Genomic DNA, 22,611 nt, shown 5'->3' with positions numbered 1-22,611 from the left:
GGTAAAAATTTGTCGGTATATCAGGGGGTAACACTAGGCAATAAAGGAACAGGATCAAGAAGTGTAACAAATCCTACGATTGGTGATAATGTTTCTATCTGTGCAAATGCAACTGTTATCGGTGGCGTGAAAATTGGAAACAATGTAATCATTGGTGCGGGAAGCGTTGTTACTAAGGATATTCCGGATAATTATATCGCGTACGGAAATCCAATGATTTTAAAGAAAAGACAATAATGGAGATTCAAATGAAAAAAGTACTTTGTGTAGCAAATTTTTTGTTTGGAAATGCAAGTGGTGCGCAAAGCCTTGCCAGAGCACATGTAAAAGCATTGTATCAGGCATTTGGGAAAGATAATGTTATAGTTTTTGCTTTGTCAGGAACCGAAAGCGTGGAATCACATGAAAACTTTGTTATAAAGAAAATAGAAAAAAATCTTGCGGCAAGAGTAATTAATTTGCTAATCGGAAACACAGGAAAAATCAATGCGGAAATTATCAATGAGATAATTGAAACAATAAAGCGTCAAGGAATTGAATTGCTATTTGTGGACGATTCAATCTATGGAAATGCAATTAAAATTATAAAGAAAAAATGTCCGCACATTAAAGTTGCGGCGTTTTATCACGATATAAAAAGATATCTAGCAATTGAATGGGCTAAAAAAAATCCAAAAACTATACCTGTTCAACTTTCGTTGATTGCTAACGAGAGGAAAACCGCACAGTATGCAGATGTGAACATCGTGCTAAATGAAAGAGAAAGGAATCTATTTGAAAAGTATTACCATAAGATTCCGGAGATGGTTCTGCCGATTATTTTGCCAACACCAGACATAGAAAGGAAAGATATTTTTGGAAAACATACTATCTTATTTGTCGGTGGTTATTATTATCCGAATGTGAATGGTTTCAAATGGTTTGTGGAAAAGGTGCTGCCGTTAATAAAGGTCGATTGTGAAATAGTATTAGTGGGAAACCATATGGATTTATTAAAAGATGAATTTAAGTACGATAACAGAATAATAGCTCACGGAAGAGTTGAGGATTTATCACCTTACTATGAAAGGGCGACGCTTGTTATTGGACCAATCTTTGAAGGTGCTGGAATGAAAGTAAAAACAGCTGAGGCACTTTCATATGGAAAAGTATTTATCGGCACGGATGAAAGCTTGATAGGATATAAGGAATTAGCTGGATCTCTACTTGGAAAAAGTATTTTTGTCTGCAATAATGAAATTGAATTTGCAGACGCAATAAACAGCCACAATTTTAACGATGAATTTTGCCAAGATAATTATAATTTCTTTTTGAAAAACTATTCTATAGAGGCTGCAACAGCTAAATTTAAAACATTGCTAGAATAAAGTACGATGGAGGGCAGAAAAATGGAGGAAAAGCATAAAGTAAGTGTCATCATTCCAATATATAATGTTCAAGATTATTTGCACGAATGTGTAGAAAGCATAGTACAACAGACTTATAAAAATTTGGAAATTATATTGGTAGATGACGGCTCTCCAGACGCTTGCCCGACCTTGTGTGATGAGTGGGAGAGAAAAGACAATAGAATTATCACGATACATAAGAAAAATGGCGGCTTATCAGATGCTCGTAATGCGGGACTACACAAGGCATCAGGGGATTATGTTTTATATGTGGACAGTGATGATTATTTAGAAAGGGACACCATAGAATGGATGATTTCTTGTGCCCAAAGTTATGAAGCAGAAATTGTGGCTTGTACATATAAGAAAACAGATGACAAAAATATTCAAAAGCTTCTTACAAAACAGCTCGTTAAAGGGACGGGCGTGGAAATGCTCGAATTTGCCTTTGAAAATGAAATTTGGTTTGCGTGGGGAAAGCTAATAAAAACCAATATCGCAAAACAGTGCCCTTTTGTAAAAGGATTGATTTATGAAGATGTTGAAAATACTCCAAGAGTGTTTTTGAAAGCGTCAAAAATAGTGTTTTCTTTAGATGGTCGATACATTTATAGAATTCGCACTGATAGCATTATGGGGGAAAATAAAAATATCCCCAAAAGTGATATTGCAAAAGTAATCGATTTGAATTGTGAATATATTGCAGTTGCAGATATCCCAGCAACGGATAAAAACATCTTGTATAAGAGTCTGTTTAAGCAACTTGTGTACAACTACAATTTAGCTATAAAATCCAATTCAACCAAGGCCATAGATGTTTGTAGAAGGATTGAAGCACTCCTGCGCAAGCATAAGATAAAATGGAGTAGGTGCAATTGTATTTCTGGACAGAGAAAAATCGCCTATTGGCTTTTGAGCGAGTGTCCGGCGTTGTATAGACGTGGATATAGAATTTATAGTGCGAAGTGTAAGGAGATAAAATGATAAAAGACAGAGGATTCACAATAACAATAAGTACACTCGCATTGATTGCGTTATGGATTGCAATCGTTCCAGTATATTCATTTGGATATCAAATTGCATTGAGGATGAGGTTTTTCTGCACGATTGTTTGTATGGCTTTTATCCTGAGTCACTTCAGATTGGAACTATTAAAACGAACTTGGTATATATGGCTTTATGCAATTGTCACATTAGTGTCGTCAATTCACAATTATGGAGTATGGAGTATTTCGGCACTAATGAATGACTTCTTGCACCCATTTAGTGTGCTTTCTATTTTTTTGGTTCCCTTAATTGTTGCGGACCGTTATGACATAGATAAAGTCGCAAAGATCTTTTTTAAATGCGGATGTGTTTACTTTATTCCAACATTAGCGACGGTTATAATGGCTGGGAGAGTAGATGCTGGTTGGTATGAACCCTATTTTGTGGGGAACAAATTTCTATTGACATACTATTTGCTTACAATGTTTTGTTGCTGGGGAATCATCCATTTTGATGAAATACAGAGCAACTTTAGGACAAGGACAAAGGTTATTGTTTTGTGTGTAATTGGAATTGCATTTAGTGCTTATTTATATTGCACAACAGGTGCTGTTTGTTATATTACAGTTCTTTTTTTAATGCTTGTATGGCCAGTAAGAAAAATTTTAAAAAAGCCATTTGGAATAACAGTGTCTATTATTTTGTCTGGTGTGTTACCATTGAGTATGGCGGCAATTTTGAGTATTCCACGAATAAATACACTGCTTCTATCCATAAATGAAATCGCAACAATGAATGCTCGTGTCAGAATCTATAGTATCCTGATGAATATTATAAACAAAAAGTATTGGTGGGGTTACGGATATAACACATTGATCGTGAAGGAACAATTGTACAGCAATGCGCAGAATGGTCTGCTGCATATTATGGTTCAGTTTGGTGTGATTGGTGTAGTTGCCCTTGTCTTCATGTGTTTTATGGTTACAAGAAATAGAAATAAAAAAAACAGTGCAATTGTTGAATGGTGTGAGTTTTGGCTGTTTGCTCTAATTGTAGCTGGAATTATCGAAATTACATTCGGCGTTTTCTTTTATGTTATGTTGTCCTTTATAAATTGTGCTATTAATGCGAAGGAAATGGGGCGTGCCAAAAATGCCGTATAATGAGAAGATTTCAATTATTATGCCGGCGTATAACGCTGAGAAAACGATAGAAAGAGCAATTGAATCGGTTCAAAGACAGACTTATACAAACTGGCAACTTGTGATTGTAAATGATGGTTCAAAAGATGCGACTCAGACAATTATTGAGCAGAAGTGCGAAACGGACGATAGAATTGAGAGCTACACTATAAACAATTCTGGACCTGCTGAAGCAAGGAACTACGCTTTGAAAAGGACAAACGGAAAATGGATTGCATTTTGTGATGCCGATGATTGGCTGGCTGACAATGCCTTGTTCAGCATGATAGATGCAGTGCAGAATTTTTCTCGTCAATTAGGGGTGTGCTATTATACCGCACCGAGCGGTGAACAGGTGGAAAGTCTCTCAAAAACAGAGATGATTAAGCAATTTCTTGTCAACTCTGAATTGGGAGGCTATCTTTGGAATAAAATTTTTTTGAAAGATATTATTGAAAAATACAATATCAAGTTCGAAAAGAGTATTTATATATGCGAAGATTTACTATTTGTGATTCAATACACCTCACATATCCAGGGATGCGTTATTATCCCACAGAAGTTATATAATTATGATGTCCAGCCAGACGGGTTGACAAGCTCGCAATTTTCAATGAAAAAGGTGACTCAGCTTGATGCACTTGAAAAAATAATTGAAGTGCTAAACGATGATGCAGATGCTGCAAATGCAGAAATATCAAAGAGATTACTCGTTGAAAAGACGATTTTTATTCGTAGAGATGCGATGAAATCTTTGAAGAGTGGAGTTTTGCAAAAAAGGTCTCCAGAATATAAATATATAAAAGAAAAAGCCAACAGAATATGCAGGCGGTACATAAAAGAGTATTTAAAGGAAGAAGATTTCCCTAAAAAATTCAAAGTGATGCTGTTACTATATTGTTTTATATAACGATTTGGCTTGGAAAGAGAGTGTGATTGTGTGAAGAAAATCGGAATACTGACATTCCACAAATCCATCAATTATGGATCGGTTCTACAAGCATTTGCATTAAGCAAATTGTTGAAAAGAAAAGGCTATGAAGTAGAAATAATAGATTATGAACCGGCATCATATAATTCGCAATACAGGATTTTTGAAAAGACTACATCCGTCCACAATGTTGCGGCAAATATACGACGCTTATCGATTTTTGATATCCTATGGAAACAAAAAACGAGTTTTGAAAATTTCAGAAAAAAATATCTGCCGTTAAGCAAAAAAAGGTTCACGGCGCAGAATTCGGCAAGTGATTTTGAAGATTTGTATGATGTTGTTATATGTGGCAGCGATCAAATCTGGAACGTAAGAGCAAAAGATTGTGACCCTATTTTCTTCCTGCCCGGAGCACAAAAGTACAAAAAAATAGCATATGCAGCAAGCATAAACACGGCAACATACAATGAGGAACGCTGCAACGAAACACTGCGTAAAGATATACTCGATTTTAAATATATATCAATACGGGAATATAGCGGGGCTGAAAAATTGGCGGAATTTTTGAATTCTGATAAGGAAATCAAGGTGCAGCCTGATCCCAGCCTTCTTCAAGATAAAAACACTTTCAAAGAAATTGCATCAGGACGAATTGTAAAAGTACCATACATATTTATGTACTGCGCAAATTATCAGGAGTCAACGATACGAGCGGCACAGAAAATATCAGAAAGGTTGCATAAACCGGTATACACAGTACTTGTTTGTAGATCAGCAACACAAATTTCTCGCTTGAAAAAAGCAGGAATTCGGATTATTCGAGATAAAAATCGTCCAGAAGATTTCATCAGCTATATCATGAATGCGGATTTGGTACTTTCCGATTCTTTTCATGGTACGGCTTTTTCCATTATATTTGAAAAACCATTTTACTCCATTAATGATTTTATCAATGGCAAGTTCGTGAATGATGAACGTATTTGTAACATACTGAGTGAACTCGGAATTTTGGAGAGATACGTTAAAGAAACCGATGTGGAAAAAATTAACTTAAATAAAGAAATCAACTATTCTGTTGTAACCAAAAAGAGAATGCAGTTTGCTGAGGCTGCGATAGCAGATTTAATGAATGCGATTGAGACATAATCGCTCAGGAGATTAGAATGGAAATGAACCGAAGCAGAAATGCTACACGTAATATAATATTTGGAGTTATCCTGAAAATATATCAATTAGTACTTCCGTTTGCAATGCGTACCATTATCATGTACGAGTTGGGCGTAAAGTATCTGGGATTAAACAGCCTCTTCACATCAATTTTGCAGGTTTTAAATCTTGCAGAGTTGGGAGTTGGCAGTGCGATGGTGTTCTCCATGTACAAGCCTATTGCCCAAGAGGACTCAAAAACCATATGCGTCTTGATGAAACTTTATAAGATTTATTATCGGGTGATTGGTCTGGTTGTTCTTGCAGCCGGATTGGTATTGTTGCCGTTCATTCCGAAGCTGATTGCAGGCGATGTCCCTGACGGCATCAACATTTATGTTTTGTATTTACTGAATTTACTGGCAACAGTATTTACTTACTGGCTATTCGCGTATAAAAACAGCATTTTGCAGGCACATCAGCGACAGGATGTTGTCAGCAAAGTGACAATTGTTACAGATACATGCAAATATATTTTGCAGATTGGGATGCTCTTTGCCTTTCATAATTATTATTACTATGTATGTGTTTTGTTGCTTTCGCAGATATTCAACAACATCTTGACAGCAATTGTTTCCAATAAGCTGTATCCACAGTTTCAGGCAGAAGGAAAACTTCCAAAAGAAACAGTCAAGGAAATCAATCAAAAAATCAAAGATTTGTTTACTTCAAAATTGGGCTTTACAATTGTAAGTTCTGCGGACACCGTTGTCATCTCGGCTTTTTTGGGATTGGAAGCCCTAGCAATCTACCAGAATTACTACTATATCATCAATGCGGTTATGGGCTTTGTTGCCATCGTATATTCCTCCATCACGGCAGGTGTTGGAAACAGTATGATTGTTTATGATACGGAGAAGAACTATCGTGACTATCGCATATTTACCTTCTTGGCATGTTGGATTACTGCTTTTTGTGTGAGTTGCTTTTCGGGATTGTTTCAACCATTCATGAAGCTTTGGATGGGAAAAGACCTGCTGTTGCCATACCCTTTGGTAATCCTGTTGTGCGTTTACTTTTGGGTCTATGAATACATTATGATGGCGAGTGTTTACAAAGATGCTGAAGGAATCTGGCACGAGGATCGTTTCCGACCGCTTCTTTCCGGCCTGGTAAATTTGAGCTTGAATTTGCTTACTGTTAAATTCTTGGGCCTTTACGGAATCGTACTCTCCACAATCATTAGCATGGTTGTTATCAGTGCACCATGGATTACATCGAATATATTTAAGCTGATTTTCAAAAAAAGTGCAAAAGAATACGTTGTAAAGTTGGGATATTACCTGCTTACGGCAATTGTAGCAACAACAGTAACTAATATTATAATTAAATTTATCCCCGATAATGGTTGGCTTTGGTTCGTTGTAAAGGCAGCGGTATGTGTTGTAGTATCAAATAGCATTATTTTTATGATGCTGTTAAAGGTTTCTGAATTCTCAGATGCAGTGTCTTTGATTGCCAAAATGTTTCATGCAGAGAAGCTTGTTCAAAAGCTTAAACTAAATAAGGAAAGTGAAAAATGATAGAATTATTTGCGGAAAAGAAAAATTGTTGTGGATGCGGAGCCTGCATGAATGTCTGCCCAAAGAGTGCGATTCATATGGAAAAAGATGAATATGGCTTCGTTTATCCTGAAATCAATATAGAACAATGTGTTGAGTGCGGAGCCTGTAAAAGAGTTTGTGCATTCCAAAATAAAACGACGCAGAACAAGCCGCAGCGGGTTCTTGCAATTGCTGGCAAAAACGACAGTCTCGTAAAAAAATCAGCATCAGGTGGTTTGTTTGCGACGATAGCACTGGCGGTGCTGGAACAGGGCGGGTGTGTTTACGGTGCAGTCATGCTGCACGAGAACCATAAACTGCGCATTCATCATGTCTGCTGTGAAACGAAGGAAGAACTTGAACGTTTACAGGGCTCAAAATATGTGCAAAGCTCGCTTGGAAGTATTTTCAAAGATGTACAGGAAAAGCTGAAAAAAGGTAAGACTGTTCTTTTCTCCGGTACACCATGTCAGGTTGATGCATTGAAGTCTTATTTAAGAAAAGATTATGAAAAACTGCTTACTGTGGATATTATTTGTCATGGAGTTCCAAGCGAACAGTTCTTTAATGATTATATCCACTATACGGAAAAAAACCTTGGTGGCGAAATATTGGATTTTAAATTCCGCGATAAGTCAATGGGTTGGGGATTGAATGCAAAAGCAGATTATGTAAATGCAACGGGAAAAATTAATGGATATTCAGTTTCTTATTTGGATTCGTCGTATTACGACCTATTTTTGAACGCTAAAATATACAGAGAAAACTGCTATCACTGTCCATATGCCACGCAAAAAAGAGTGGGTGATATTACAATAGGTGACTACTGGGGAATCGAAGATGAACATCCTGAGGTCTTGTTGCAAAATGGCGGTAGCTTAAGCGAGCAAACGGGCATTTCGGTTATGATGCTTAATACAGACAAGGGAGCAGACTTTTTTGAAAGCGTAAAAGATCAGTTTACTTATTATGAATCGACCTTTGAAAAAGCTGCAAAGCGGAACACGCAGTTGGTTCATCCGGTAAAGCATACAAAAGCAAGAGAAAAAGTTCTGAAGCTATATAAAAAATGGGGATATAAAGGAGTTGAATTTTACTTTTGGTGCCGCATTCCAAAGCAAAAGGCCAAAAATGTGGTTCGGCGTGTTTTGCCCAAAACGACCCGACAAAAAATCAAGAAATTATTACATAGATAAACAAATCGGAGGAATCAGATGTTAGAAAACGGTGATTTGGTATCAATTGTGATACCAGCGTACAATACAGAGCAATATATCCAGCCGATGATTGATTCATTGAAGAAGCAAACATACAAAAATTTACAAATAATTTTTGTGGATGATGGCTCCCGTGATGACACAGCGAAAATCATTAAAAAGTATCAGGCAGAAGATTCAAGAGTTGAATACTATTATCAGGAAAATCAGGGCGTTTCAAAGGCCAGAAACTTTGGGTTGGATAAAGTAAATGGAAAAAAATTATTTTTCTTTGATTCGGATGATACATTTGAAAACGATTTGATCGAGAGCTGTGTAAAATTTGCAATTACTCAGAATGTGGACGCTGTACTGTATGGATATGCAGATAAAGTGTCAGGAAAAAAGGAAAATGAACATGTCTTTGAGTTACATGGAAGTTTCCGAGACGATCAGATTGCAAAAGAGGTGATTCCTTCTTTTCTGGGACATTCATACGAGGATGTAAATGAGTGGTTAAAAGGAAAAAAAGGTTTACGCACTGGAAAAGAGCATACGGCACTTTGGAGAATCATGCTGGATGTTGAGACGATAAAAAAGAATAATCTTCAATTTGACGCTTCCCTTTCTCTGGGAGAAGACACTAAATTTATCAATACCTATCTGCTATTTGCTGAATCAATTGGAGTTCTGGAACGAACCCTTTATTACTTGACAATTCGGGAGGGCAGTGCGAATGTTACGAGTAATGGAAATCCGATTCTCATGACAAAAAATAAAATCAAATTAATTGATGCTCGTAAACAAATTGATTCGATGGCAATAAAAGGCGGAATCAATACAAATGAATTTTGGCAGGGGACTTTGATTTTTTCAGCGGTTCAGCTTGCGTTGAGGCTTTCACATAATTCAAAAGCATCTTCAAAAGAAAATTATGATACTTATATTGAATATCTTAATAATCCGGATGTCCAGATGGCAGTAAAAACCTTTTCGCCTGTTGTAGTAGTGAAAGCGATTCCGTTCTATATGCTGAAATGGAATATGGGGAAATTGTTGTTTCATCTGTGTAAAATGCTGCCTGAAAGTGTAATGAATCGGTTTTAATAAAATGGAAGGAGATAATGCCATAGTTAATGGCGTTAAATAATATGAAAACAGCAACTATAACATTTCATGCGCCTAATAATAACGGCTCGTTTCTTCAAGCTTATGCGTTACAAAAATATTTAACAACTCATTTTGACAACATTGAAAATGATATTATTGATTTTCAGCCAGAAGCACAGCAACAACAATATGCTGTCTTTAGGAAAATTCATTCTAAAAAAGATATATTAAGAAATTTAATATCAGTACAGCATTATAAAGCAATATCTAAGAGAAGTGCATCATTTTCAGAAATGAGGAAGAAACATTTGAAAATGACGCAACGTTGCACTTCGACAGAGGAAGTACTAGAAATTGCTGGTAAATATGATTTAGTTATAGCTGGAAGCGATCAGATTTGGAATACGACTGCAAGAGATTTTTCGGAGGCTTTTTTTCTTCCGGGTATTTCCAAGAAGGCTACATATGCTGTAAGCTGTGGTTCACATTTAAACGAAGTTGATTGTGATAGGATTTGTAGTGCTATGGAGACATTTGAGAATGTTTCAGTAAGAGAAATTGACACGAGAGAATTTCTTGAAAAGCATACAAAAAGAAGCATTGAGACCGTTTTAGATCCTACATTTTTGCTTACAAAAGAAGATTATTCGGGACTATACGATAAAGAGCGTATCTTAAAAGAAAAGTATATATTCCTTTATACGATCAACTATGATGAAGATGCATTAAAACAGACAGTAAGAGTAGCTGAGAGGATGGGGGGTGCAAAATTGTAACGCCCTTTACGGGATATAGTGCCATAAAGGCTAAAAAGTATGGAATAAAAGTCATGTGGGATGTAGCACCAGACGCTTTTTTAAATCTGATTGAAAATGCAGAATGTGTTTGCTCCAATTCTTTTCACGGGATTGCGTTTTCCATTATTTTTGAAAAAGAGTTTTATCGAGTAGGAGCAATGAATCAAACTGGTGAAATAAAAAAAGACGATAGAATTGATAATATTTTAAATTGGTGTGGGTTGAGCAATAGGAATTATGGAGAAACCAACGGTAACAGAAAAATTGATTATATACAGGTGGAACACACATTAAATACATTGAGAAATCGTTCTAATCAGTATATATATAATATGCTAGTTAATTAAAAAATAGGAAAGAAAAAGATGAATACAACATTACTTATCATGGCAGCCGGAATCGGCAGCCGATTTGGAACAGGAATTAAACAGTTGGAGCCGGTTGATGATGCTAGCCATATCATCATGGACTACTCAATTCATGATGCGATTGAGGCAGGTTTCAACCATGTAGTATTTATCATTCGTAAGGATATCGAGAAAGAATTCAAAGAGGTCATCGGTGACCGCATTGCCTCCATTTGCGCTTCTCATAATGTGACCGTTGATTATGCTTTCCAGGACATCAACGATATTCCGGGCAGCTTGCCGGAAGGTCGGACGAAGCCGTGGGGAACTGGTCAGGCGGTGCTTGCAGCGAAAAATGTGATTGATACGCCGTTCATTGTGATCAATGCAGATGATTACTATGGCAAAGAAGGCTTCAAGGCCGTCCATGACTATCTGGTAAACGGCGGAAAGTCCTGCATGGCGGGATTTGTTCTGAAGAACACGCTGTCCGATAACGGCGGTGTGACCCGTGGTATCTGCAAGATGGACGAGCGGAATAACCTGACCGAAGTTGTGGAGACGAAGAACATCGTAAAGACTGCAAACGGCGCAGAAGCGGACGGTGTGGCAATCGACACAGATTCTTTGGTTTCCATGAATATGTGGGGACTGACACCTGAGTTCCTTACTACACTGGAAGAGGGGTTTAAGGAGTTCTTTGAAAAAGAAGTGCCGGGCAATCCGCTGAAGGCAGAGTATCTGATTCCAATCTTTATCGGTGAACTTTTGGAGCAGGGAAAGATGTCTGTAAAGGTTCTGAAGACCAACGATACCTGGTATGGCATGACCTATCACGAGGATGTCGCAGCAGTAAAGGATAGCTTCAAGCAGATGTTGGAGAATGGAGTGTATAAGGCTGATTTATTTGCAGATTTGTGATATACTTGAACCATCATAACAGGAAAGCGGTTTGTGTCCTATGCCCAGAACGAAAGGTAGCAAAAATCGTCCCAAAATCAATATCACTAAAGACTACGCATCTCAGATCGCAGAGAAGCAGGAATCTATCACTTCCCTGACTGATGAGATCGCATCCATCACCGCCAACATTGATACTTTGAAGGCTGACTTGAAAGAGAAGAAGTCTGCTTTGAAGAAGACTGAAAAAGAAGTGGCAGCTCTGGAAGCAAAGAAGACAAAGGCCGATGCTAAGGTCGCTGAAGAAGCTAAGAAGGCTGAAGCCGAGAATGTGGTTAAGAAGCTGTTGGCCGGCGGTATGAGCGCGGACGAGATTCTGGAAAAACTGAAATAAACACCAAGAAAAAAAGAAATGCCGTGTGGACAAACTGCCCCCCCAGGAGTTCACACGGTATATTTTGAAGGTGGATATATAGTTTATAACGGAAATAAAAGAAGAACAAAAACAAAAGAAACGGAGTGTGACACAAAATGAATTTATCAAAAATACATCATATTGCAATCATCGTATCTGACTACGAAGCAGCTAAGGATTTTTATGTGAACAAGCTGAACTTCTCTGTTATCAGAGAGAACTACCGCCCCGAGCGTAAGGACTGGAAGTTGGATCTGCGTGTTAACGAGCACACAGAGTTGGAGATCTTCGCTGAAGAAAATCCTCCAAAGCGTGTGAACCGGCCGGAGGCCTGCGGTCTGCGTCATCTTGCATTTTGCGTTGATAGCGTGGAACAGACAGTGAATGAGCTGACGGAGGTAGGAATTGAATGTGAGCCAATCCGTGTGGATGATTACACTGGTAAGAAAATGACTTTCTTCCATGACCCGGATGGACTGCCGCTGGAGCTGCACGAATAATTATGGGAGAGAAAAGAGCATATAACCCCCGGAAGCCCGGCGGTGGTCGGAAGAAGCTGAAGCCGGAGTACGATGCCGGGAAGAATTTGAAAGATCAGATGGACGCTGCTGTGGCCCTTTATAATTCTGAGATGTCCTTACAGGCCATCGGTGAGAAACTGGGATTAAATCCAATAAAGGTACGGAAGCTGCTCATCACAGCCGACGTGTATGAATCGGAAGTGGCGGAGAAGGTGCGGGATACCTTTGAGGAGTATCGAGAAACACAGAACTATAAAGAAGCAATTCTCTCAACCGCAAATGCTCTCCAGCTTTCCAAAGCCTCAGTCACCTCGTACCTGCCATATAAAAAAGGTGTGTACTTTCCAAGTACAGCAGAAAAAGAAAAAATCAGTGTTGGAGCAGAACGGCAGCGGAGATACAGAGCGATGAAGCGATGGAGGTCTGATCCGACAGAAGAAAACTTCTGGGGAGTGGTTGTGGCTTATGCCGGTGTAAAATTCAAAACTTACTCCGGGTTGCCATTCTCTTATGAGGTACGGAAAGGTAGGAACGGTGAGTACACAAAAGAGCTGTGGATCGACCGCCGGGAGAAGAGTAAAAGTTTGGCGTGGAGTTCAGTGCTGTTGGCATTGAAGAATATTAAAAAGGTGGGAGAAGTGGTAGACCGACCGAAAGCTCTGGGCGATATCCGGGGCGTGACTTACATCTACGGGATGTTCTATCGGTTCGGACTAATCGATGTGCCGGATGATGCGAAGGAGAAGATGGGGCATCCCCAAAACCGCAAAAAATAGGTTGCTATGTACAGAAGTGTGCGGTAATATGTGCCGTAACTGAGGATGTGAATCTCAGTTGGGAAGGATGGTAGCATTATAGAAAAACTGAAGGAAATGCTGGAGGAGTATTTGAAGAAAACGGAGCCAGAGTATTATCCGCCGGTGGAGAACCTGCTGGATCTGATTTACGAGCATTACACAGAGAACAACCCCGTAGAGAAAAACACAATTGCTGGGAAAGCAGCAAAGGTCAAGGAAAGGGAACTGGAAGAGTGGCTGCGTGGGCTAGATGGTATGGATAGGTTGGTAGATGATTATGTCGGAGATAAGATTCCACTTTGGGAAAAGATCACGGACCGGCAGGGGACGGTGTGCTGTGCATGGGAGAAGACTGCTTTTGAGGAAGGTCTGAAAGTCGGAATTCGGCTCATGATGGAAGCATTTAGTTTGTAATGGAAATAAGATGAACTCCTGGAGTTCAAAAAAAGCCCTCGCTGTGAGTGATACACAGTGGGGGCGCTGGTCAGTTATTATCTTCTGCCCGTATCTGAGCAATTCCTCTATTTCATTTTTATTCGCCAAGCGTACCGCTGACTTCTCCTTATATATTTGTGCTCCGCAGTCTGGGCAGCGGTCAGGCAGCTTCTCAGCAGAGAAGCAGTAGCGGCAGGCATCGCAAAAATAGTAATTCAAGTTATATTCACCCCAATCTCTAATATATCCTCAAATGCAATAATGGTCGGCAGCTCTTTGCCGGTATCATTTATAAATCCTGTGTATATTCGCAGTTCTTTGTTGATCGAATCCACCACAGCATCCAATACTCCGGCAACATCCTCATAGTAGCCGTCCGTGAAATATTTTATTGTGATCTCTTGTCCCTTCTGAAGCTGGCTGATCTTTTGGTTCAGAGCTTCCTTGCCTTCTTCAGACAGTTAGATTCTATTTCCTTTTAGGTGATCCTTGCCCTCAGAAGCAATCTCATCCTCATAGCCTCGTAAGGCGGCAAAAGGAGAGAAGATTTTAGCGCGATTTGACATCGGCATCCGTGGATGATTACGTGGTGGCTCCGGGCGGGAAGCGTGGAGTATTTTGCCATACTTACTTTGGACGGCTCTGCCTTCCGGTATGTTCTTGTAGTCCATGTTCGCCCTCCTTACGTAGCCTTATGGCCGCCTATCTGCTGATTTCTCTCTCTCATCGTTGCTCCGTCCAGATAGTTGGTTCCTTTCAGAACGGCATTCTTTCCGAACTTCTTCTTGAGACCAAGCATCGCATTCTGTAGCTTCTTCTCTTTTTCCAGCTTGGTCGTGTCTGTGAACAGGTCAACTTGGAAGAATCCCTCGTCTTTGACCACACGGTTAGCGGCTATTGTGATCCGTCTCACGGTCAGTGTTTTATCAGCTATTCTCTCGAACAGCTCAGTTGTGGCAGAGATCAGGATACTGCCGAGGTTGGTCGGATTATCCAGTTTTGTGCTGCCATGAGCACCCTTCGGAACGGTGCGGCCGTAGTGATCAATGTGTACCGGGCCTCTATACTTACCGCTGTCGCAGTTTTCCCGGTCATAGCCCACATCCAACGTCAGGCTATCCGTAACCAGTCCCTTATCTGTTAATTGTAATACTAAGCTGTCAGCCATCTCCATGACAATGATTCGGGCTTTGTCGTATGGGTAAGGGCAGGAAAGTACCTGCCCCTCGGAGATACTGTTGGTGCTGGGTTTGTAGGCTTTGATTTCTTTCATGCCGCAGGGTTCCAGACCCCAGGCATGGTCGATCAGCAGTTCAGCATCAACACCGAATTCCTTATATAAGATATCCTGATTGACGGTACTGAAATAGGCCAGCTCGCCCATCGTACGGATGCCGTGCTTTTCCAGCCGTTTTACAGTGCCGGGACCAGTCATCCAGAAGTCTGTGAGCGGTTTGTGATCCCAGAGGAGATAACGGAAACTCTCTTCATCCAGCTCAGCGATGCGGACACCGTCCTTGTCCGGCGCGGCGTGTTTTGCGGTGATGTCCATTGCCAGCTTTGCCAGATACAGATTCGTACCGATTCCGGCAGTGGCCGTGATGCCAGTCGTATAAAGCACTTCCCGGATCATTGTCATGGCGAGGTCGTGTGCCGTCATATTATAGTGGGATAAGTACGAGGTGGCATCGATGAACACCTCGTCGATACTGTAAACGACAATGTCCTCCGGTGCGATGTATTTCAGATAGATGCCATAGATTTGCCGTGACACCTTTTCATAATATGCCATCCGGGGTGGTGCAACAAGGTAAGAGAGTTCGAGTGACGGGTCGGCGGCAAGGGATAAGGAATCATAGGAGGCAGAGGATAAGGATGGTTTACCGTCCTTGTACACAGCTTTTCTTAGTCGTATCGCTTCCCTTAACCGATTCGCATTGACATCTTTGACCTTCTGTACGACCTCGAACAGTCTGGCGCGACCCGGAATACCATATGCTTTCAGGGAAGGAGACACAGCGAGACAGATAGTTTTCTCAGTGCGGGAGAAATCCGCCACGACCAGATTTGTGGTAAGTGGGTCGAGGTGGCGGGCGGCGCATTCTGCGGAAGCGTAATAGCTTTTAAGAGCTATTGCAAGATATGTGCGCTGCATCGTGCGATTTCCTCCTTTCTGACTGCGTTCTCATAATAGGGCGTTAATGTCCGGCTCTTTCGACGAACCACCGGCCTAACCGTCCATTGAAGCGTGGATTGAATATTTCGCGCCCGCAGGGCCACCGTCACGCATTTCAGATCCACCTATACGGGTAATAGATCCACCGCGATGCCGTCTCGCACAATAGATCCACTTTCAAGATAGTACTTATCTTCAGCCATCAACTTCTGTAGAATCACGTTAGAGGAATCTCCTCTAATTCTACAGAAGGGAGGCCACTACTATGGCCAGAAAAATCAATGTGAAGCTCATACTGGAGCTTCGGAGTGCAGGGCTGTCGCGGAATGCGATCGCAGCAACCCGGCACATGTCAAAGAACTCTGTCGGCGATGTTATCCATATCGCTGACAAACGCGGTATTACTTTTGAGGATGTTCGCCAGTTGGATGAGGATGCGGTCTATCGCATGTTTTATCCGGACAAGCACGCCGTGGAGACCTTGTATGGACAGCCAGACTACGAATACGTCCATCAGGAGCTGAAACGTGTCGGGGTGACGCAGAAGCTGCTCTGGCAGGAATATCAGGACAAGTGTAAGTCAGATGGCAGCATCCCCATGGGTTACACGAAATTTTGTCAGGGCTATGGTGGCTACATTATTGTCAACAAGTTGACCAATCACCTTGAGCATAAACCCGGTGATGTTATGGAGGTGGACTGGTCCGGCCCCACAATGAATTACGTGGACACATCCACAGGGGAGATTGTTACAGTATATCTGTTCGTAGGTACGCTCCCTTACAGCCAGTATTCTTATGTGGAACCCTGTCCGGATATGAAGATGGATTCCTTTATCCGTGCACATATCCATATGTATGGCTTCTTTGGCGGGGTGACAACAAGGCTGGTCTGCGACAACCTAAAAACGGGCGTTGTCTCCCATCCAAAGAATGGGGAGATTCTCCTCACAGCAGACTATGAGGCCCTGGGTGAGCATTATCAGACTGCCATCATGCCAGCCGGGGTGCGCAAACCCAAGCAGAAAGCTTCCGTAGAAGGCACTGTCGGCAAGATTGCAACGGCAGTCATCGCAAAATTGAGGAATGAGGTCTTTTATTCCCTTCCTGACCTAAAAGCGGCTGTGGCAAAGAAGCTTTATGAATTCAACCATCAGAGTTTCCAGAAACGGGAAGGCAGCCGCTATGAAGCTTATCTGGATGAAAAGGAAAGCCTCCATCCCCTGCCTGCCATTCCGTATGAGATATCGATCTGGCTCTATGGCCGGAAAGTGAATATCGATTATCATGTGGTCTTTGAATACAACCGTTATTCATGTCCTTACCAGTATGCCCGCAAAACAGTAGATCTGAAGGTCACGGACAGTACAGTGGAGATCTACAGCGGCTCCATGCGTCTGGCTACACACAATCGCTTTCCTGCCGGAAGAAAGAACCAGTATTCCACCCATCCGGAGGACATGCCAGATAAATTCCGCTTTTCCCCCTGGGATGATGCCAGGATCAAGAACTGGGCAGCATCGATTGGGAGATATACAAGTGAAGTCATTGATCGCATTTTCGAGGGCGTGGGCATAAAAGAACAGGGCTATAATCCCTCGCTGGCCGTTCTGCGCCTGAGCAACAAGTATTCCGAAGCACGCCTGGAAGCTGCCTGTGAATTCGCCATCACGAATGGGATCAAAAAGCCCCGTTACCACCATCTTAATTCTATTCTGGCAGCAAATCAAGACCAGATCTACCAGGAGCAGAAAAAAGGGAAGGGAAGAAAAGCCGATTCAATGGGCTATCTTCGAGGGAGCGAATACTATGGAGGTGGCCGTGATGATCAATGATGAAACCCGGCGCAAGCTGCGCGAAATGAACTTTGGGGAAGCTGTTGCCGGTCTTGAAGCACAGCAGTCTGATCCGGCGACCGTGAGCCTACCGTTTGATGAGCGTATACAGAGGCTGGTGGATTACATCTATCAGGAGAAATACAACAACAGGATACAGCGACTTATCAAAGCAGCACGGCTGCGGTTTCCCCAGGCTGACAGCCAAGGTATCCTTTATGACAGGCGGGGACTTGACCGGAACCTCCTGGGAGAACTTTTCCAGTGCCAGTATATCAGCCATCGCCAAAGTATCATACTCCAGGGCTTTACGGGATCAGGCAAAACCTATCTCGCCTGTGCATTAGGAAAGCAGGCCTGTCTGAATCAGGTCAAGACACAATACATCCGGCTGCCGGATTTATTGATGGAGTACGATGATGCCTCCCTTCTCCCAGGAAAGCAAAAGAAACTACTGGACAAGTATGGGCGCATCCCGCTCCTCATCCTGGATGAATGGCCGGTGTCAGATATCTCGGACAGCGAACTATACTTCCTGTTTGAACTGATGGAACGGCGCTCCGATGCCACCTCCACCATCTTCTGTACCCAGTACCGGAAGGATGACTGGATCATGCGTCTGGGCGGTGGGGTACAGGCGGAAGCTATCGTAGACCGTTATGCACACACCGCATACTGGATAGAGACCGGCAGTATGAACATGCGTGAATACTGCGCACGTTCCATTAGGTAGCCACAAAAGCGGATCCCAAAGGCGAGCCGGTGGCTCGCAAACAAAAACAGGTGGAGCGGAACTACGTTCCGCTCCGGATCCCCTGGCGCGAAATAATCAATTGTACATTCTCTGGTGCAGGTAGGGATGAGTTACGTCAGAGCTTTGGAAATAACCAAAATGGTAATAGATACAATTACCGGAGAAGAATTTGTTAGTATTAATAAAATCTTATCCTGCGAAGAATTGCGGAATATTGTTTATGATACGATAACTCATTATCAAGTTCTTTCTGATGAAACAGAGTTTGAAGTGAGCAGTTGGGCAAGCAAATATGCAAGGAAATATAATAGAAATAAAGAAATTGTTGTGATAAAGCAAATTGGGGAACAAAAACTGAATTACTCTTATATCAGAAATAATTTACTAAAAGAAGTTTTAGATTCCGTTACAAATAATAGAGAATTTTGAATAAAAATATTGTAAATTTGCAAAAAATCACATTAGAAGAAACAAGGATAGATTTGATCAAATTATGGGGAATGCTTAGAAAATTAGAAGAGCAGATTGTGTATCCGGAGCAATGGGAAAACGCACTGGAAAGAATTATGGCTATTTTTGACAACGCAAGAGGATTTGTTGTAAAATCACATCTCAGAGAATTGACGAATTGTTTCTGGGTAGAAGCGAATTGGAGTAGGTATGAAATACAGCAACAGCATCTGGGGAAACAAATGTTGGTTTGTATTATAGAAAGAGAAGAAGATATATTGCAGATATATGAATATCTTTATCAACAGGGAAAACGTGCGAATATCTCAGAGGTGATTTTTTGTAAAAAAAACTATTCTATGTTTACAGGTGAAGAGCGTAAAAGGATTAGAAAAGTATTTAAAGGAAAATATGTGAAATGTGTGTTTATACAAGAAGAAAATTTCAAATGTATTTCCTTGGAAAATGGATGGAGACAGGTGTTTTACGAAGTTTTGAGTATTAGCAGAATAAGTTAGAATGCCTCCAGATACTGATGAAGAGGAATAACAAAACATATGAAAAAAACAACATTACTGATTATGGCGGCCGGTATCGGCTCCCGCTTTGGCGGAGGAATCAAGCAGTTGGAGCCGGTGGGATTACATGATGAGATCATCATGGACTATTCCATCCATGATGCCATTGAAGCCGGTTTTAGTAAGCGCTGAATATCGTTCCGATAACTTGATATTTGGCTAAATGAGTGGTATTCTACAATAGAAAACAAGGGAGGGGCACTGTATGGAATATATGAATGTGAAAACCGCTGCACAGGCTTGGGGTATTTCAGAACGCCGCATTACGATGCTGTGCCGAAATGGAAGAATTGCTGGCGCTATGAAAGAAGGAAAGTCCTGGCTGTTGCCCGTCAACGCTGTAAAGCCGGAGGACGGTCGAACAAGCGATGCCGCTATACAGGAGCAGACAGTAAAGCTTCGCCCCTTACCAATAGGCGTTTCTGATTTTAGGGAAGCGGTATCGGACTTCTATTATGTGGATAAGACACTGCTGATTAAAGATTTCCTCGATACCCGCGCAAAGGTTACGCTGTTTACCCGTCCTCGACGTTTTGGCAAAACATTGAATATGGATATGCTTCGCGTTTTTTTTGAAAAGACCGACAAAGATACTTCCGTGTATTTCCGTGATAAAAAGATCTGGGGCTGCGGCAAGGATTACCGCAAGCATCAAGGTAAATATCCGGTCATATTTCTCACCTTTAAAGATGTAAAATATGATACATGGGAATTGGCACTAAATTCAATCGCTCAGTTGCTGCGAAATGAGTATTTGCGCCATTCGGAAATATTGGATGGTTCTGCCATTAATAAATATGAAAAACAGGACTTTGAGAAGATTGCTTCCGGTTCACCCAATGAAGTGGATTTGGCATTTTCGCTCGGTAAGCTGTCACAGATGCTGGATTCCTACTACGGTACAGCTCCTGTCATTATCATTGATGAGTATGACACACCGATTCAGAATGGCTTTATGAGAGGCTACTACAATCAGATTGTTTCCTTTATGCGTAATCTGTTTTCATGTGCATTCAAAGATAATCGCCATCTTGCCTATGGATTTCTGACCGGGATTCTGCGGGTTGCAAAAGAGAGCATTTTCAGCGGACTGAACAATCTGAGCGTCGATTCTGTTCTGGATGTTCGTTACAGCAGGTATTTCGGATTTACACAGGATGAGGTTTCTGTAATGCTTCAATATTATGGAGTCGAGATGAAGCTCAGTGAAGTATGCGAATGGTATGACGGATACTTGTTCGGAGAAACAGAAATATTCAATCCATGGTCCGTTATTAACTACATCAATGAACATTGCTCGCCACAAGCATTCTGGCAGTCTACCGGAAATAACAGTATTATTGGAGAAATTATCAAGGGAGCGACATCGGAGATTCAGGAGAATTTGCAGCTGTTGATGCAGGGAAAGACAATCTCTACCTATGTGGACACAGCAGTCATCTACCCTGAAATAAAAAGAAACCCTTATACGATTTACAGTTTCCTGTTGATGGCAGGATATTTGAAGATTGTTGATCGACAGGCGTTGTATGATGGGAATAATATCTGTACCATAGCGATTCCCAATAAGGAGATTTTCTATGTGTATGAAAAAGAAATTCTGTCCTGCCTTGCCGATAGCATTTCACCGTCTACTGCGATTGCTATCCAGCAGGCGATTATAATGCAGGATGTACCAAATTTACAGAAACACTTGCAGGATTTTTTACGGCAGACCATTAGTATTTATGATGCTTCATCCGAAAGCTTTTATCATGGTCTGATGTTGGGGCTGTACGCAATCATGAACAATCGTTATAGGATCACCTCTAACCGTGAAGCCGGAGATGGTAGGTATGACATTCAGATGATGCCGCTGAACAAAAAGATGCCTGGTATTCTGATTGAACTGAAGGTGCTGCGTGGAACCGTTGCCCCAGAAAATGTTACCGAAAAATTGACAGCACTTTCTGAAATGGCACTCCAGCAGATTGATGAGAAGAATTATGCATTTGAGATGCAAGACGAGGGCATAACACAGAAGATGAAGCTGGGAATTGCTTTTTATAAGAAGCAGGCGGAGATTGCTTATCGTTTAGATTAGAGGATTGATGTCTGGGTAAAACAGTAGACCGCACCATAATAAAATGATGAGAGCCTTACGGAGAGTAAAGCCTCGTAAGGCTCCTAAGAAGTTGGTGTATTAAAAATTGATATTATACAGTATTAATTATGTAGGAGCTGATTGTGGAAATTCAAGATTTCTGTGGAAATCGTTTTTTTTAGTTCGTTCTTTACCTTCTCCATTTCTGCTTCAATCGAAGCAATCGTTTTCTTCCTGGCCATCTTCTTCCTCCTCCAAATCGTCCTTCATGGATAATTCATTTTGTAGTAATTCACTGATTTTGTTTGATTTCTGAATGAAGTATTCTGTATTCATTTCAAACGCCGCCAGTATGTCCTTCTGTTTTTTCGTTACTGCATAATCCAGTTTGTACTTTTCACCGTTATATCGCACAATTTCAAATTTTTCCAGTTCACGGATTGCGGCAGGAACGGTCAGATAATTAGGACTTGTTTCTATTCTGAGCATCTCTTCTTTTAGCAGCTTATACATTCTGTTTCTTACGATGAGCGTCACAAATTCGAGAAACAGCTTCGCGGACATAGCTTCGCTGCTTTGTACACGCATACTTTTTGAGCCTATAAACGACTTGTCTGCACTGAATAACTTTTCAGAGATGTCTCTCCCCCATACCTCCATTTAGTCTAAAATATATGCAGAGTTCACATTATATAGACAGAGCGCATGGTTTGGCGTTTACGATTCCTTAAGGGGTCTAACCTTGGAAAGAACCAAGAAGTACTTGACAAATACCCCATAAGGGTATAATGTGATTTTTGTAAACAATATACCCATATGGGGTATTGCTTAAAATGAATGTGCAGCAGTTTAACTCATAAAAGTGTCCATATATTAAGGAGGTAATTTTATGCAAGATTCCACAGAAACAAAGGATATTCCCATAATGACAGCTTCCTCCGCAGCCGCTGTCGGCTCGCCGGCATCCTGCCCCCACCA

25 protein-coding genes and 1 pseudogene are annotated in these 22,611 nt (G+C 41.1%); 22 read left to right on the top strand and 4 right to left on the bottom strand.

Features of this window, described 5'->3' with window-relative positions:
* The 16 genes from HMPREF1548_RS10810 to HMPREF1548_RS10735 all read left to right on the top strand — a co-directional run.
* Nucleotides 1-237, top strand: a 237-nt coding sequence (locus HMPREF1548_RS10810; protein ID WP_021636110.1) for a serine O-acetyltransferase, incomplete at its 5' end; no start/stop codon positions are given.
* Nucleotides 238-248: 11 nt separating this feature from the next.
* Nucleotides 249-1,367 carry a glycosyltransferase gene (locus tag HMPREF1548_RS10805; RefSeq protein ID WP_198168629.1) on the top strand — a complete coding sequence of 373 codons (1,119 nt, stop codon included), beginning with the start codon at nt 249-251 and terminating at the stop codon, nt 1,365-1,367.
* Between the two features lie 21 nt (nt 1,368-1,388).
* Complete coding sequence (locus HMPREF1548_RS10800) at nt 1,389-2,372, top strand: glycosyltransferase family 2 protein (RefSeq protein ID WP_051358359.1); 984 nt, start codon at nt 1,389-1,391, stop codon at nt 2,370-2,372.
* Nucleotides 2,369-3,538, top strand: a complete 1,170-nt coding sequence (locus tag HMPREF1548_RS10795) for an O-antigen ligase family protein (RefSeq protein WP_021636107.1) — start codon at nt 2,369-2,371, stop codon at nt 3,536-3,538. Before HMPREF1548_RS10800 ends, HMPREF1548_RS10795 begins: the two co-directional genes overlap by 4 nt.
* Nucleotides 3,528-4,466, top strand: coding sequence for a glycosyltransferase family 2 protein (locus tag HMPREF1548_RS10790; protein WP_021636106.1), 939 nt, complete (start codon nt 3,528-3,530; stop codon nt 4,464-4,466). The genes HMPREF1548_RS10795 and HMPREF1548_RS10790 overlap by 11 nt, the downstream gene beginning before the upstream one ends.
* Nucleotides 4,467-4,496: 30 nt before the next feature.
* Nucleotides 4,497-5,636, top strand: a complete 1,140-nt coding sequence (locus tag HMPREF1548_RS10785; RefSeq protein ID WP_021636105.1) for a polysaccharide pyruvyl transferase family protein — start codon at nt 4,497-4,499, stop codon at nt 5,634-5,636.
* Between the two features lie 17 nt (nt 5,637-5,653).
* The gene (locus tag HMPREF1548_RS10780; RefSeq protein ID WP_021636104.1) at nt 5,654-7,219 is read left to right on the top strand and encodes a lipopolysaccharide biosynthesis protein; all 1,566 of its coding nucleotides are present in this window, start codon (nt 5,654-5,656) and stop codon (nt 7,217-7,219) included.
* Entirely contained in the window at nt 7,216-8,436 is a 1,221-nt protein-coding gene (locus HMPREF1548_RS10775; protein WP_021636103.1) for a Coenzyme F420 hydrogenase/dehydrogenase, beta subunit C-terminal domain, read from the top strand. Before HMPREF1548_RS10780 ends, HMPREF1548_RS10775 begins: the two co-directional genes overlap by 4 nt.
* Nucleotides 8,437-8,454: 18 nt before the next feature.
* Nucleotides 8,455-9,543 carry a glycosyltransferase gene (locus HMPREF1548_RS10770; RefSeq protein WP_021636102.1) on the top strand — a complete coding sequence of 363 codons (1,089 nt, stop codon included), beginning with the start codon at nt 8,455-8,457 and terminating at the stop codon, nt 9,541-9,543.
* Nucleotides 9,544-9,572: 29 nt separating this feature from the next.
* Nucleotides 9,573-10,322: a polysaccharide pyruvyl transferase family protein gene (locus tag HMPREF1548_RS10765; RefSeq protein WP_021636101.1), complete on the top strand. Its 750-nt coding sequence runs from the start codon at nt 9,573-9,575 to the stop codon at nt 10,320-10,322.
* 53 nt (nt 10,323-10,375) lie between these two features.
* Nucleotides 10,376-10,690, top strand: a complete 315-nt coding sequence (locus tag HMPREF1548_RS10760; RefSeq protein WP_021636100.1) for a polysaccharide pyruvyl transferase family protein — start codon at nt 10,376-10,378, stop codon at nt 10,688-10,690.
* 18 nt (nt 10,691-10,708) lie between these two features.
* Nucleotides 10,709-11,611 (top strand): sugar phosphate nucleotidyltransferase, encoded by a 903-nt coding sequence (locus tag HMPREF1548_RS10755; protein WP_021636099.1) that lies wholly within the window; start codon nt 10,709-10,711, stop codon nt 11,609-11,611.
* Nucleotides 11,612-11,651: 40 nt separating this feature from the next.
* Nucleotides 11,652-11,984 (top strand): hypothetical protein, encoded by a 333-nt coding sequence (locus HMPREF1548_RS10750; protein WP_021636098.1) that lies wholly within the window; start codon nt 11,652-11,654, stop codon nt 11,982-11,984.
* A 137-nt stretch (nt 11,985-12,121) separates the two neighbouring features.
* The gene (gene gloA2, locus HMPREF1548_RS10745) at nt 12,122-12,505 is read left to right on the top strand and encodes an SMU1112c/YaeR family gloxylase I-like metalloprotein (protein ID WP_021636097.1); all 384 of its coding nucleotides are present in this window, start codon (nt 12,122-12,124) and stop codon (nt 12,503-12,505) included.
* Nucleotides 12,506-12,507: 2 nt separating this feature from the next.
* The gene (locus tag HMPREF1548_RS30480) at nt 12,508-13,302 is read left to right on the top strand and encodes a hypothetical protein (RefSeq protein ID WP_021636096.1); all 795 of its coding nucleotides are present in this window, start codon (nt 12,508-12,510) and stop codon (nt 13,300-13,302) included.
* Nucleotides 13,303-13,413: 111 nt separating this feature from the next.
* The gene (locus tag HMPREF1548_RS10735; RefSeq protein ID WP_157065661.1) at nt 13,414-13,737 is read left to right on the top strand and encodes a hypothetical protein; all 324 of its coding nucleotides are present in this window, start codon (nt 13,414-13,416) and stop codon (nt 13,735-13,737) included.
* Between the two features lie 236 nt (nt 13,738-13,973).
* On the opposite strand, the gene HMPREF1548_RS30840 is transcribed toward HMPREF1548_RS10735, so the two are convergent.
* The 3 genes from HMPREF1548_RS30840 to HMPREF1548_RS10725 are packed head-to-tail and all read right to left on the bottom strand — an operon-like array spanning nt 13,974 to nt 15,913.
* Nucleotides 13,974-14,219, bottom strand: a complete 246-nt coding sequence (locus tag HMPREF1548_RS30840) for a YolD-like family protein (protein WP_083492958.1) — start codon at nt 14,217-14,219, stop codon at nt 13,974-13,976.
* Nucleotides 14,220-14,429, bottom strand: a complete 210-nt coding sequence (locus tag HMPREF1548_RS10730) for a hypothetical protein (protein WP_021636093.1) — start codon at nt 14,427-14,429, stop codon at nt 14,220-14,222.
* An 11-nt stretch (nt 14,430-14,440) separates the two neighbouring features.
* Complete coding sequence (locus tag HMPREF1548_RS10725) at nt 14,441-15,913, bottom strand: Y-family DNA polymerase (protein ID WP_021636092.1); 1,473 nt, start codon at nt 15,911-15,913, stop codon at nt 14,441-14,443.
* Nucleotides 15,914-16,199: 286 nt separating this feature from the next.
* Here HMPREF1548_RS10725 and istA point away from each other — a divergent pair, with 286 nt between their 5' ends.
* The 6 genes and pseudogenes from istA to HMPREF1548_RS10700 all read left to right on the top strand — a co-directional run bounded on the left by istA (nt 16,200) and on the right by HMPREF1548_RS10700 (nt 21,633).
* Nucleotides 16,200-17,768 carry an IS21 family transposase gene (istA, locus tag HMPREF1548_RS28895; RefSeq protein ID WP_021636090.1) on the top strand — a complete coding sequence of 523 codons (1,569 nt, stop codon included), beginning with the start codon at nt 16,200-16,202 and terminating at the stop codon, nt 17,766-17,768.
* On the top strand, nt 17,743-18,501 hold the full coding sequence (locus HMPREF1548_RS10715; protein ID WP_021636089.1) for an ATP-binding protein: 759 nt from the start codon (nt 17,743-17,745) through the stop codon (nt 18,499-18,501). Before istA ends, HMPREF1548_RS10715 begins: the two co-directional genes overlap by 26 nt.
* A gap of 159 nt (nt 18,502-18,660) precedes the next feature.
* Complete coding sequence (locus HMPREF1548_RS10710; RefSeq protein WP_198168628.1) at nt 18,661-18,951, top strand: hypothetical protein; 291 nt, start codon at nt 18,661-18,663, stop codon at nt 18,949-18,951.
* Entirely contained in the window at nt 18,948-19,490 is a 543-nt protein-coding gene (locus HMPREF1548_RS10705; RefSeq protein ID WP_021636087.1) for a hypothetical protein, read from the top strand. Before HMPREF1548_RS10710 ends, HMPREF1548_RS10705 begins: the two co-directional genes overlap by 4 nt.
* Before the next feature lie 39 nt (nt 19,491-19,529).
* Nucleotides 19,530-19,676, top strand: a pseudogene (locus HMPREF1548_RS29440) (nucleotidyltransferase); the annotation flags it as partial.
* Nucleotides 19,677-19,755: 79 nt separating this feature from the next.
* Nucleotides 19,756-21,633: an AAA family ATPase gene (locus HMPREF1548_RS10700; protein WP_021636085.1), complete on the top strand. Its 1,878-nt coding sequence runs from the start codon at nt 19,756-19,758 to the stop codon at nt 21,631-21,633.
* A 210-nt stretch (nt 21,634-21,843) separates the two neighbouring features.
* Here the strand turns inward: HMPREF1548_RS10700 and HMPREF1548_RS10695 are convergent, their stop codons facing one another.
* The gene (locus HMPREF1548_RS10695) at nt 21,844-22,221 is read right to left on the bottom strand and encodes a hypothetical protein (RefSeq protein ID WP_157065660.1); all 378 of its coding nucleotides are present in this window, start codon (nt 22,219-22,221) and stop codon (nt 21,844-21,846) included.
* Between the last annotated feature and the right edge of the window lie 390 nt (nt 22,222-22,611).

The organism is Clostridium sp. KLE 1755 (assembly GCF_000466465.2).
GTDB lineage: Bacteria > Bacillota > Clostridia > Lachnospirales > Lachnospiraceae > Eisenbergiella > Eisenbergiella porci.
Note: the sequence above shows the minus strand (reverse complement) of the source record. Positions and strands in the feature narration are given on the sequence as shown.

What these genes read in the sequence shown, in the direction of transcription:
- HMPREF1548_RS10710 (WP_198168628.1), top strand. Translation starts at nt 18,661, where the DNA reads ATGGTAATAGATACAATTACCGGAGAAGAATTTGTTAGTATTAATAAA.
- HMPREF1548_RS10765 (WP_021636101.1), top strand. Translation starts at nt 9,573, where the DNA reads ATGGCGTTAAATAATATGAAAACAGCAACTATAACATTTCATGCGCCT.
- HMPREF1548_RS10750 (WP_021636098.1), top strand. Translation starts at nt 11,652, where the DNA reads ATGCCCAGAACGAAAGGTAGCAAAAATCGTCCCAAAATCAATATCACT.
- HMPREF1548_RS10755 (WP_021636099.1), top strand. Translation starts at nt 10,709, where the DNA reads ATGAATACAACATTACTTATCATGGCAGCCGGAATCGGCAGCCGATTT.
- HMPREF1548_RS10770 (WP_021636102.1), top strand. Translation starts at nt 8,455, where the DNA reads ATGTTAGAAAACGGTGATTTGGTATCAATTGTGATACCAGCGTACAAT.
- HMPREF1548_RS10715 (WP_021636089.1), top strand. Translation starts at nt 17,743, where the DNA reads ATGGAGGTGGCCGTGATGATCAATGATGAAACCCGGCGCAAGCTGCGC.
- gloA2 (WP_021636097.1), top strand. Translation starts at nt 12,122, where the DNA reads ATGAATTTATCAAAAATACATCATATTGCAATCATCGTATCTGACTAC.
- HMPREF1548_RS10800 (WP_051358359.1), top strand. Translation starts at nt 1,389, where the DNA reads ATGGAGGAAAAGCATAAAGTAAGTGTCATCATTCCAATATATAATGTT.
- HMPREF1548_RS10760 (WP_021636100.1), top strand. Translation starts at nt 10,376, where the DNA reads ATGTGGGATGTAGCACCAGACGCTTTTTTAAATCTGATTGAAAATGCA.
- HMPREF1548_RS10790 (WP_021636106.1), top strand. Translation starts at nt 3,528, where the DNA reads ATGCCGTATAATGAGAAGATTTCAATTATTATGCCGGCGTATAACGCT.
- HMPREF1548_RS10805 (WP_198168629.1), top strand. Translation starts at nt 249, where the DNA reads ATGAAAAAAGTACTTTGTGTAGCAAATTTTTTGTTTGGAAATGCAAGT.
- HMPREF1548_RS10700 (WP_021636085.1), top strand. Translation starts at nt 19,756, where the DNA reads ATGGAATATATGAATGTGAAAACCGCTGCACAGGCTTGGGGTATTTCA.
- HMPREF1548_RS10795 (WP_021636107.1), top strand. Translation starts at nt 2,369, where the DNA reads ATGATAAAAGACAGAGGATTCACAATAACAATAAGTACACTCGCATTG.
- HMPREF1548_RS10775 (WP_021636103.1), top strand. Translation starts at nt 7,216, where the DNA reads ATGATAGAATTATTTGCGGAAAAGAAAAATTGTTGTGGATGCGGAGCC.
- HMPREF1548_RS10730 (WP_021636093.1), bottom strand. Translation starts at nt 14,429, where the DNA reads ATGGACTACAAGAACATACCGGAAGGCAGAGCCGTCCAAAGTAAGTAT.
- HMPREF1548_RS10695 (WP_157065660.1), bottom strand. Translation starts at nt 22,221, where the DNA reads ATGCGTGTACAAAGCAGCGAAGCTATGTCCGCGAAGCTGTTTCTCGAA.
- HMPREF1548_RS10725 (WP_021636092.1), bottom strand. Translation starts at nt 15,913, where the DNA reads ATGCAGCGCACATATCTTGCAATAGCTCTTAAAAGCTATTACGCTTCC.
- HMPREF1548_RS30480 (WP_021636096.1), top strand. Translation starts at nt 12,508, where the DNA reads ATGGGAGAGAAAAGAGCATATAACCCCCGGAAGCCCGGCGGTGGTCGG.
- istA (WP_021636090.1), top strand. Translation starts at nt 16,200, where the DNA reads ATGGCCAGAAAAATCAATGTGAAGCTCATACTGGAGCTTCGGAGTGCA.
- HMPREF1548_RS10780 (WP_021636104.1), top strand. Translation starts at nt 5,654, where the DNA reads ATGGAAATGAACCGAAGCAGAAATGCTACACGTAATATAATATTTGGA.